This is a genomic window from Loigolactobacillus jiayinensis, assembly GCF_003946445.1.
GTDB lineage: Bacteria > Bacillota > Bacilli > Lactobacillales > Lactobacillaceae > Loigolactobacillus > Loigolactobacillus jiayinensis.
Genome location: NZ_RHOF01000080.1, coordinates 1 through 10,548 on the forward strand (window position 1 = coordinate 1; position 10,548 = coordinate 10,548).

The 10,548-nt window shown below is 37.1% G+C and carries 9 protein-coding genes and 1 pseudogene; 4 read left to right on the forward strand and 6 right to left on the reverse strand.

Annotated elements, in window-relative coordinates:
• A pseudogene (locus EKM80_RS13710) lies at positions 1-162 on the forward strand (NAD(P)-dependent alcohol dehydrogenase); the annotation flags it as partial.
• Positions 163-384: 222 nt separating this feature from the next.
• Here EKM80_RS13710 and EKM80_RS13715 read toward each other — a convergent pair.
• From EKM80_RS13715 to rhaB, 6 genes are all read right to left on the reverse strand, one after another.
• Positions 385-573, reverse strand: coding sequence for a hypothetical protein (locus EKM80_RS13715; RefSeq protein WP_125554142.1), 189 nt, complete (start codon positions 571-573; stop codon positions 385-387).
• A 114-nt stretch (positions 574-687) separates the two neighbouring features.
• Complete coding sequence (locus tag EKM80_RS13720) at positions 688-1,413, reverse strand: YczE/YyaS/YitT family protein (RefSeq protein WP_125554144.1); 726 nt, start codon at positions 1,411-1,413, stop codon at positions 688-690.
• Between the two features lie 67 nt (positions 1,414-1,480).
• The gene (gene rhaD, locus EKM80_RS13725; RefSeq protein ID WP_125554146.1) at positions 1,481-2,326 is read right to left on the reverse strand and encodes a rhamnulose-1-phosphate aldolase; all 846 of its coding nucleotides are present in this window, start codon (positions 2,324-2,326) and stop codon (positions 1,481-1,483) included.
• 27 nt (positions 2,327-2,353) lie between these two features.
• Positions 2,354-3,631, reverse strand: a complete 1,278-nt coding sequence (locus EKM80_RS13730; protein ID WP_125554148.1) for an L-rhamnose isomerase — start codon at positions 3,629-3,631, stop codon at positions 2,354-2,356.
• Between the two features lie 16 nt (positions 3,632-3,647).
• Positions 3,648-3,962, reverse strand: a complete 315-nt coding sequence (gene rhaM, locus EKM80_RS13735; protein WP_125554157.1) for an L-rhamnose mutarotase — start codon at positions 3,960-3,962, stop codon at positions 3,648-3,650.
• Positions 3,963-4,027: 65 nt separating this feature from the next.
• Positions 4,028-5,482 (reverse strand): rhamnulokinase, encoded by a 1,455-nt coding sequence (gene rhaB, locus EKM80_RS13740; RefSeq protein WP_125554150.1) that lies wholly within the window; start codon positions 5,480-5,482, stop codon positions 4,028-4,030.
• A 343-nt stretch (positions 5,483-5,825) separates the two neighbouring features.
• Between rhaB and EKM80_RS13745 the strand changes: the two genes are divergently transcribed.
• The 3 genes from EKM80_RS13745 to EKM80_RS13755 all read left to right on the forward strand — a co-directional run bounded on the left by EKM80_RS13745 (position 5,826) and on the right by EKM80_RS13755 (position 10,392).
• Positions 5,826-6,836 (forward strand): AraC family transcriptional regulator, encoded by a 1,011-nt coding sequence (locus tag EKM80_RS13745; protein ID WP_125554151.1) that lies wholly within the window; start codon positions 5,826-5,828, stop codon positions 6,834-6,836.
• A gap of 219 nt (positions 6,837-7,055) precedes the next feature.
• On the forward strand, positions 7,056-8,177 hold the full coding sequence (locus tag EKM80_RS13750; RefSeq protein WP_125554153.1) for an NAD(P)-dependent alcohol dehydrogenase: 1,122 nt from the start codon (positions 7,056-7,058) through the stop codon (positions 8,175-8,177).
• A 910-nt stretch (positions 8,178-9,087) separates the two neighbouring features.
• Positions 9,088-10,392 carry an MFS transporter gene (locus EKM80_RS13755; protein WP_125554155.1) on the forward strand — a complete coding sequence of 435 codons (1,305 nt, stop codon included), beginning with the start codon at positions 9,088-9,090 and terminating at the stop codon, positions 10,390-10,392.
• Positions 10,393-10,548 lie beyond the last annotated feature (156 nt).

Sequence of the window (10,548 nt, forward strand, 5' to 3'; positions counted from 1 at the left end):
CCACGGTTAATTGAATTCTATCGTCAAGGCATGTTCGACTTTGATAAGACCGAAAAGTTCTACAATTTCGATCAAATCAATGAAGCTAACGCTGATTCGATCAGTGGTAAGACAATCAAGCCTGTATTGGTGATTGATCCTGAGTATCAACCTGGAAAATAGTAACAACTAAGAATTCTCTTACTATGTTGGACTAAAGCTTACAATTTAACCCAGTAAGAAAACTATTGATCAGTCAATCCAAATCTGAATAAGCTGTATAAAAAGCAATCGTGATTTCCAATTTGGAGAATCGCGATTGTTTTTTTGAATATTGTTCGATTTTAGTATAGAAGTACAAACTTTAATTAGTTATGCCAATATTGTTGTATTCTATATAAATTTTTAATGCTCGATTTTTTGACAATCAACATTGAAAATTGCTTTGGTAGTCAAGCTGTCCATATCCTGAAGCTTATGCAAGTAAACATGATAACACCGACTAGGACTTTCCATAACAATAACTTCTACCTCGTTAAAATCCACCAGTTCAGTCAAATAGTTTTTTAAACCGATATAACTAAAACTACGCATAACTCCTTACCTCCCATTCATAGCTCCGTATGATATTCTACCAATTGGACAACAACTTGCTTAGCTTTCCTTGATAACTTATATTTTTAATCAGAACAATCAAAATGAGCACCATTATTGTGGTAAATGCTGTCCAACACTTGGCTGATGCATCTTTGCTTGTGCTAAATTAGCGATACCATAATGTTTTAAACGTCTAAAAGTATGCTGATCAAAGAAGCCAATAAAACTCCCTTGAAAAAATAGACAGATTAAAGTCCCGATATTAACGGCAAATAAACGATCAGAGACAAGGAATGTTAATACTATAATCAATACTGGTGGTATATAATGAACCATTTGCGCAATTGTAGCATTTCCTTTCAAATAACGAAATCGTAATATCTGCATAAAATCATCATTAGGATGTAATACAATGTTGGCACGCTGATAAATCGATGTTGCTAAAGCTACACAAAGTATACCAAATATATCAATAATAACTCGAATACTTAAAGGCAGCTGGTTAATACCTAAATATAGAATTGCTTGAGTAAATAATTGAATTAAATAACTGAATGGTGTAATAAATAATAAATTTCCAAAGAATCGTCGCCAGGATATCTTTTGAACCAAAATCATGTTCGCCAAAGCAACTAAAACACCGCATAAAAATAAAGTTGCACGTAAGCTTAACGGCCATAAATGGTATAAATTAACCGCTGAGGCCGTCCAGACAGCACTCCCTAAATTAGTTGCAATCGTCAGTGAATGTCCAGTAGCATTGATTAACAACGATAAAGCAAGATATCCCCAGCGTTTTACTAAGTCTTTAGATTGAACGCCGCTAATGATTCTCATCTCCTGCTGTCAATAAATAATAAGGCGAACCACCTATAAGATGATCCGCCTTACCATTCAAAACAAGTTATTTTTTGACCAAAGATTTACCGGTCAAGAATTTAGGATTAGGTGTTAACCCAAAGTTATGCGCCAAATCTGCTAAATCATCATCAGTGATTTCTTGCAAGCAGACACCACCTTGGGCCTGAATCGTCGTATAAATCAACGCAGCCTTTTCAATTGTTTCAATTAAACCAAAAGTTTCATCCATTGAATCGCCTGCACCAAAGACGCCATGATGAGGCCACAAGACTGCACGGAAATCTTTCATTTTTTTGGCAGTTGCTTCACCGATATCATTGGTTCCTGGTGTCATATAAGGAATTACCCCAAGGCCTTCAGGGAAGACAACAACTGATTCTGCTTGCATTTTCCATAAAATACGGCTAAATGTTTTTTCATCTAACGGTAAAGTAAAACTCATTGCAATCAGATTAGTTGGATGACAATGCATAACCACACGCTGGTTACTATCAATATGCATCCGATTAATATGTGTCATCAAATGTGATGGAAATTCACTTGTCGGTTGAGCACCATCATTATAACCCCAATGAATATCAACACTATGCCCATCTGCAGCTATTTGAACAAGCCCAGTGTCACCTTCTGGATTATCAATAACATTTTTGAAATAGCGACCAGTACCTGTAACTAAGAAATATTGGCCAGCTAATTCACTAGCGTCAAAGTCAATTGGTACGTTACGTAATACTTTAGCAGTATCTGCATATTGACTGATTTCATCTTCAGTTAGACGGTAACTAACATTACCACCATTACGTTCATCCCAACCGTGATCGTACAAACCACGAGTAATTTTACACATTTGCTGTACATACGTTGAATTAATAAACTTTTCTTGTGTCAAGATCAGTGACCTCCTTATTCATTTTATTTAGTCGCGTTTAAGTTGTACGTCTTTTTCATATTGACGGATATTTTGCATCCAGTCCATGCCGACAGGTGTCCCATTATTTTGACAGAATTTATCCCATACAGCGCCAAATGGCATACTCTTAAGTTCTTCAGTTTCAATTAAACGAGTCGTGAAATCAGCATCGTATTCTGTCTGTTTTAATTGATCAATTGGTTCAAGCATTGCTTGTAGTAATGTTTTTTGTGTAGCGCGCGCACCGACGACCCATGCAGCTACACGATTGATTGTTGCATCAAAGAAGTCTAAGCCAAGATGAGTACGTTCAAGGTAGTTATCACGTACAAGTGAACGCGTAATACGAACCAATGCTTCATCCATAATTACAGTATGGTCAGAATCCCAACGTACTGGACGAGAAACGTGCATATACAAGTCTTTCTTGGTGAATGGGAAGTATGATGCAAACTTATCAGAAACATCTTCAGTTGGGTGGAAATGCCCAGCATCAATAGTCCATAAGTGACCGCGACTAATAGCATAGTTGTCATAGAATAAGTGAGACCCAACCGTGTATGATTCAATCCCAGGAGCACCAAATAATTTACCTTCAAAAGAATCTTGCGTATTTTTCTCGTCATATGGTTTAGCTTCAATTTCATCTAAAGAAGCTAATAAACGTTCACGTGGTGTGCGTTTGTCAATTGGATTATCTTTGAAACCATCTGGAATCCAAAAATTATTGTAACAAGTCTGACCAAGCTTTTCACCAATGTAGTTAGAAACTTCACGCGTCAATTTACCATGTTCAATCCAAAAATCACGGGTTGCTTTGTCAGGAGAAGCGACAGTCATGTTATCTTTAACCTTTGGATGAGAGAAGAAAGTACCGTTATTATCTAGACCGATACCTTCTTTTTTAGCCCAATCAATCCAGTAGTCAAAGTCTTCTGGCCGAATATCGTTGAAATCTTTTTTCTTACCATCCTTAGCCACCGCATAAATCATATGCAAGGCAACCTTATGTGTTCCTGGAATCAAGCTGAGCGCTTCATGCAAATCAGACGTTAATTCATCTGGTGTACGGGCCACGCCAGGATAATTACCAGTAACAGCAATACCCCCAGTAAGCTCTGCATCTGGATTTAAGAAACCATGGATATCATCGCCTTGCCAACAATGCAAAGATAATGGTACCTTCTCTAATTGCTTCATTGCAGCTTCTGTATCGACACCAATCTCTGCATAACGTTCTTTTGCAGCTTCATACGCTTTATCAATTGTTTCTGTTTTAACCATAATTAATACACTCCTTTTATTCTAAATGAAATACTTCTTCAAGATCATCAGCGATAGGACTTTCGTCTGGATTAGTCTTCATGATTGGCTCCATATAATGCCACCACTTCTTACAAATCTCAGTATCTGCAATTGCATTATATGCATCAATATCTGGTACTTCGAGATAAGCTAGTGTCTGACCGTTAGCCCGATTGAGATAGATCGAATAGTTGGTCGCACCATGTTCCTTTAACGCAGCCTTCATTTCCGGCCAAATTTCCGCATGTCGCTTTGCATATTCGTCATAAGAATCAGGATTAATGTACATTACTTGAGCAATTCGCTTCATCAACTACACACTTTCCTTTCTTAAATAAATCACAACAAAACTGTTTTAACAGTTAGTACTCAGAGTTATTTAGCATTAGCTAAAAATTTTTGATATTTAGCTAATATACCTGTGAAAGCATCTTTCTGTGGCTCAAACGTTTTTAAGTCAAAAGAGTCTGCAATCAAATGTCGACCAGCAACTACATTCTTAATCTCTCCGGCAGTGATCATTTGAACAATAATATTACCAATAGCGGTTGCCTCACTTGGACCGGCAACTACAGTCACGCCGCCAAGATCAGCAGTTAGTTGATTCATTAAAGCCACGTTAGAACCCCCACCAACAATATTCAATGTTGTAATTGGATGCCCGATAATTGTGCTAAGCTTATGCACAGAATCAGCATAATATAATGACAGGTTATCGTAGATTGCTCGTGCAATCTCACCGGGAGTTTTTGGAACAAACTGGCTAGTTTCTTTCGCGTAGTTTTGTAGTTCCTGAATCATATTTTCAGGGTTCTGAAAGCGCAAATCGTTGACATCAATGAAAGTTTTAAATGACTCTTCTTTTTCCGCAAGCGCTGCCAATTCAGCAAATGAATACTGATTATTCAACTCTTCTTTTACTCTCTGAATGATCCATAAACCCATAATATTCTTTAGAAAGCGATAAGTTCCATATGCTCCCCATTCGTTGGTATAGTTTTCACGAAAGGCAGCCAAACCGTTTTCTGGAGTGTTAAGTTCAGCTCCAAGTAATGACCAAGTTCCAGAGCTCAGAAAAGCCCAATTATCGCCAAATCCTGGAGTACCAACTACAGCACTGGCAGTATCATGTGTTGCCGTGGTGATCACATCAGTTTCCGGAATATCATAGCGTTTACGCCACTTGCGACGTACAGCACCTAGCAGAGTGCCTGCTTCAACTAAGTGTGGAAATTGGTCGGCTTCGACGTTAACTTCACTCATCAGATCCTTATCAAATAATCCTTGACGTAAATTCAACATCTGTGTTGTCGAAGCATTAGTAACTTCAGTAACTGCATTTCCGGTTAAAATATAGCCCAAATAATCAGGAATCATCATAATTTTATCCGTCTTATCCAAGACTGCTTTATCTTCGGTATAAAGTTGATATAATGTATTAAAATTTTGGAATTGAATACCGGTTTTTTCGTAAATGTATTCTTTTGGCAATGTCGAAGTTAAACTAGTGATGGCAGAATCAGTACGAGAGTCACGATATGCAATCGGATCATGTAACTTGTTCCCATCTTCATCGACAAGTACATAATCAACGGCCCATGTATCAATACCTAAATTAACACGATTAATTCCCCGCGCCTTGATTTTCTCTAAGCCCGTTAAGATCTCATCAACAAGATGATCAATCTGCCAGCAATCGTGACCATTTTCACCTGTAAAACCGTTTTTGAAACGATGTACTTCTTCCAGTTTTAGCTTGCCTTCAGCAACAGTTCCAAGAATCAAACGGCCGCTAGAAGCACCAATATCAACCGCTACATACATACTCATTTCGTAACACCTCTGATTCATTTTTTATCCAGTACATTGCACTGACTCTTCATCAATAATTTTTATCATGTTGTTACTTATAGTGCACATTAATTTAAGCCCTCGTCAGTGTACCTCCAGTACCAAATACACAATATAGTAAGACTAAATCAACCAGAAAATCCGTAATAGAAAACACAAGTTGTAGACCTCAAAGATCTTTAAATCGTGCTTTTGCCTCCTCCAGTTAAGACCATAATGTAAATAAATAAGTTCTTATTACAATTACCATTTAAACGCTTACATGTTATGATATCAATATCAGAACTTTAGAAAGATTGGGACAAAATTACAGGAGGCTATCATGGACATTAATATATTAAAGTCCTTACAGGCATTATCAAACGTTGAAATTCAACAGCAACACAGTCACTACGTCAGCGATGATATTCCACCAGTAGCCATTGATTTTAAAGCGAGCCACGAACAGAAGGTCCCTGTAATCAATAATAAATATTTCTTCAGAAACTGTAGCGTTGCTATCCGCAAACACAATCGTTTTGCACCATATCCACTGCATACACATCAGTATTTTGAAATCAATTACATGCTTCGCGGTCATGCAACTGAGTACGTTAACGGTCAAAAAATTGTTCTCAGTGAAGGTGACGTTCTGTTGCTGGATATTGGTAGTCAACATCGAATTGATGCGCTCGATACCAATGATTTATTAATTAACCTCCTATTTCGTGATCGCAATATTTCTTTAGGTTTGATTTCTCAAATACAGGCAGCTAAAAGTATACTTTATGATTTTCTGATCAACAATGTGGCAACCGATTCTAAGCAGCAGTTTATTCTGTTCAAAAATATTGGTAACGGAAATCATGAAATTCAAACCACATTCGATGCCTTGATTACAGAATACTACCAACAACATGAATTCGCTGATACCATTATTAAATCAGAATTAACTGTTTTAATTGCACAGTTAGCCCGTAATAAACAGTTACCCGCAACTGTAACTTCATCAACTCAGAAACTTGCAATCAGTTTATTGGATGAAATTCGTCAAAATTATCAAAAGCTTAGTCTAGAAACACTATCAAATAAATATTCTTATAATAAGAATTACCTTAGCAACCTATTTCATAAGGTTGTTGGTAAGACCTTCAGTGCTGCTCTAACTGAAGAAAGATTAATTCATGCCCGAGAAGCAATTCAGAATACCACTAGGCCTATTACTACAATTTGTCACGAAGTTGGCTTCTCAAATAAAAGCTTTTTCTATAATAAATATGCTAAGAAATTTGGTTGTACACCAAAAGAAGATCGAGAAATGATCAGCATCAAATCTCTTGTAGATGGGCTTTAATTACCGAGACATGTAGATATGTTCCTAATTCTTAAGATTTTTCACAAAAAAATTCCTTACTTCATTAATAATAACCACTTAAACATCGTTTTTTTACCTATCGCTTCGCTAAACTATAGGGACAGATGCTTAACAGTTTATGGAAGCGCTTGATATTGTACGAATATGTGAAATAATAAACAACGTAAAGTATAAATTTAATTGAGGGGATAATTTATAATGAAAATTCAAGCTGCTGTAGTTGATAAACAAGGTGCCAAATTTACATTAAAAGATGATATCGAACTTGCAGGAATGCAAGATGATGATATCCAAGTTCATATGGTTGCCAGTGGTGTTTGCCATTCTGATGAGGCTTTACGTAAAGGTGATGCCACGATTGGTTACCCTATCGTTTTAGGCCATGAAGGCTCTGGTATCGTTGAAAAAGTTGGTTCTCATGTCCAGAACTTTAAACCAGGTGACCATGTTATTCTATCATTCTATGCTTGTGGCAACTGTGAAAATTGTCTCAAAGGTGTACCCACACAATGCTTACATTACGCAGCAAACAATCTGTCAGGCGTCCGTCCTGATGGTACAGCTCACTTTACGGAAAATGGTAAACAAGTTGACGATATGTTTGACCAATCATCATTCACAACAACCACAGTTGTTCGTGAACGTAACGCAGTTAAAGTTCCCAATGACTTAGACTTACGTAAATTAGGCCCTCTTGGTTGTGGCTACGTTACTGGTAGTGGTACTGTTCTGAATACATTACAACCACGTCCTGGCGACACCATTGCTGTCTTTGGTACTGGTGCTGTTGGTTTAGCCGCAATGATGGCCGGCAAAATTTCTGGCTGTACCAAAGTTATCGCCGTTGATATCATTGACGATCGGTTAGCTTTAGCTAAAGAACTAGGTGCAACTGATACTATCAATAGTAAAAATGAAGATCCTGTAGCGGCTATCAAAGCCTTAACTAATGGCCACGGGGTCAACTTTGCAGTCGATACTACTGGTGTTACTCAAGTAATGGAATCCTCAATCAAAGCTTTAGCACAGGGTGGCGTCTCCGCTTGTATCGCCGTCACTTCACATCATATCGATGTAGATACTTGGAACGACCTTTGTGTTGATGACAAATCCGTTATCGGTGTCAATATGGGCGATTCAATTCCCCAAATTGATATTCCACGGTTGATTGAATTCTACCGTCAAGGTATGTTCGATTTTGATAAAACTGAAAAATTCTATAAGTTTGAACAAATTAACGAAGCTAATGCTGACTCAATCAGCGGTAAGACCATTAAGCCTGTATTAGTTATTGATCCAGAATATCAACCTGGAAAATAGTATTTTATATGTAACCAAAAGTACAGTATCCTCTTTAGTGAGGTTACTGTACTTTTTTATTCTACACAGTAACACAGAAAACACTTATAAGATTCCATTTGATTAAGCCCATTGACAGCAATCAAGTCTTCATAGAATCTGGCTAATTTTTACTTATGAAAAATCTTATAATCAATATTCTGACCAAGACTAATATTGTATCAATTGAATTCCTTTGAAAATCTTGGTGAGGTCAGCATTTTATATTGGTATAGTCTATTTATCTATACCTTTTTCTGCTCAAATTTTTAGAGAGAAAACTAAGTATAAACACATTAGAACTTATGATTTGCTAAAAAAACGATACAGAAATCGATAAATGTCATCATTCTGTAGTTATGGCCCTGAACACCTACGCTTTTGACATTGCCGCGAGTAAATGAAAGCGGTTAAAATGAAAGCGTAATCAAAACTGGTTTTATTTTTTATACTACTGTTTTGTTTTTCATACTTAAATTATTCTTGATTACAGAATAGGGGGAAAACGAATAATTATCGTTTAATTTTATAATCACAAGTTTAGGTGTCCGTATTTTTAGCAAAGAGTGACAAAAGAAAAAGATTGATGCACTAAATATAAACATGTAAATGATCGACGAACATGAGAAAAATCAATTAAAGTATTTCAACTCCATTGTTTGTTAATCGTTCAAGCTGATGCGTTCCTTAACGGATTCTCAAAAAAAGAGCGGAACTAATTGAAGTGCAACTATTAATTAGCAATATTTATATATGATTCCTGTCATGATTTTTTTAAGGCCGTTGCATTTAACAACTCAATTTTTTGAGATTCCAAATTTAAGGTACACCATGGTGAAAGTCACATGTGACATATCATCAATCAAAGCATGATTTTTTAGGAGGAAGATTTATGGATAATAAAGTAACACCCAAAATGAATAAGGGGCAGGTTTTACTAGTTGTTGTTGCAGGTATTGCATCATACCTTGACGCTGCTATTTTAGTCAGCTGTGGTGTCGCACTACCGCTTTGGACTAAATATTTTGAATTTTCACCACTAATTTCTGGTTCAATTAACACAGCTTTAACACTTGCAGTTGCAATTGGGGCCGTTTCCGGCGGTGCCTTGTCTGACAAATTCGGTCGAGTCGCCATCTTCAACTTTGATATCTTGGTAGTCGCGATTGGGACAGCCTTAGTTGCTTTCACCAACAATATTCCTCTTTTATTTGTCGGTTTAGCGCTTGCCGGCTGGGGTTCTGGCGCTGATTTACCAACGTCTCTGGCAGTTATCTCCGAACGAATGGATAAAGCCAATTATGGTAAAGCTATTACTTCAACACAGCTATATTGGACTGCTGGTATCATTTTATCTCAATTTATTGGCTTTTTGACTGCTGGTATGTCTGGTATCATGCCTGTCAAATATCTGTTTGGTTTCATCGCCTTAATGGCTTTCATTAATTGGGGTATCCGGATTTTTTCTAAATCATTCCGAGATATTGAAAATAATTTGGCTGATGATGTCCAAACTGCTGAAGGTACCGAACAGATTGCCGAAGCTAAGCCAAAGTTAGGCGAATTATTGAAACAAAAGACAATTCTTGTACCACTTGTCTTATTAACTCTTTTCTACCTATTCTGGAACCTACCAGCTAACTCATTCGGTATGTTCTTGAATTACTTCTTAGTTATTGTTGATAATCAAGCTGCTGCTACAGCAACAATTGTTGCAATCATTGGTAATGTTTTAGGCTTTGTAGCGACCTTGATTTTCATGCGGATAGCAGATACTAAATATCGCTACCACATCATGTTTGCCGGCTTAGCAATGGGTATTGCGGCCATGTTTATTGCTGGTTTAAGTGCGGCTTACTGGTTCATCTTTTCTGTTTGTTACATTGTTTATATGTTTGGTTATATCTGGATTGGCGAACCAATCTACAAAGTTTGGACTCAGTCCTTCTACCCAGTTAACGCACGTGCAAGTATGACTGGCTTCTCACTTGGGATTGTCCGTGCTTTAACTGCGGCATTTGCCTTAATCACGCCAACATTGATGGCAATTTCACCAGCATTATTCTTATGGATCCTGTTCGGATGCGTCATTATCTACGGTATCTTCGCTATCGCTATTGTTAAAATGATTCCTAGATATCATATTCATGACAATGCCTTAGAAAAGTTACATGCTGCTAAGGCTGCCAAAAAATAATCCGTATAAGTCTATTACGACAACAAAAACATTGTTCAAATAAACAAAAAATAGCGTATCCCATTTCGGTGATTCACCGGGATAGGATACGTTATTTTTATCGGCTCTTTGTCAAATCCTGTTGATAGCTAATTTTGGACAGAACTGGAAGTTAAG

Excerpts from the sequence above, each read along its gene's own strand:
- EKM80_RS13715 (WP_125554142.1), bottom strand. The coding sequence starts at position 573 with ATGCGTAGTTTTAGTTATATCGGTTTAAAAAACTATTTGACTGAACTG.
- EKM80_RS13720 (WP_125554144.1), bottom strand. The coding sequence starts at position 1,413 with ATGAGAATCATTAGCGGCGTTCAATCTAAAGACTTAGTAAAACGCTGG.
- EKM80_RS13730 (WP_125554148.1), bottom strand. The coding sequence starts at position 3,631 with ATGGTTAAAACAGAAACAATTGATAAAGCGTATGAAGCTGCAAAAGAA.
- rhaM (WP_125554157.1), bottom strand. The coding sequence starts at position 3,962 with ATGAAGCGAATTGCTCAAGTAATGTACATTAATCCTGATTCTTATGAC.
- rhaB (WP_125554150.1), bottom strand. The coding sequence starts at position 5,482 with ATGAGTATGTATGTAGCGGTTGATATTGGTGCTTCTAGCGGCCGTTTG.
- EKM80_RS13745 (WP_125554151.1), top strand. The coding sequence starts at position 5,826 with ATGGACATTAATATATTAAAGTCCTTACAGGCATTATCAAACGTTGAA.
- EKM80_RS13750 (WP_125554153.1), top strand. The coding sequence starts at position 7,056 with ATGAAAATTCAAGCTGCTGTAGTTGATAAACAAGGTGCCAAATTTACA.
- EKM80_RS13755 (WP_125554155.1), top strand. The coding sequence starts at position 9,088 with ATGGATAATAAAGTAACACCCAAAATGAATAAGGGGCAGGTTTTACTA.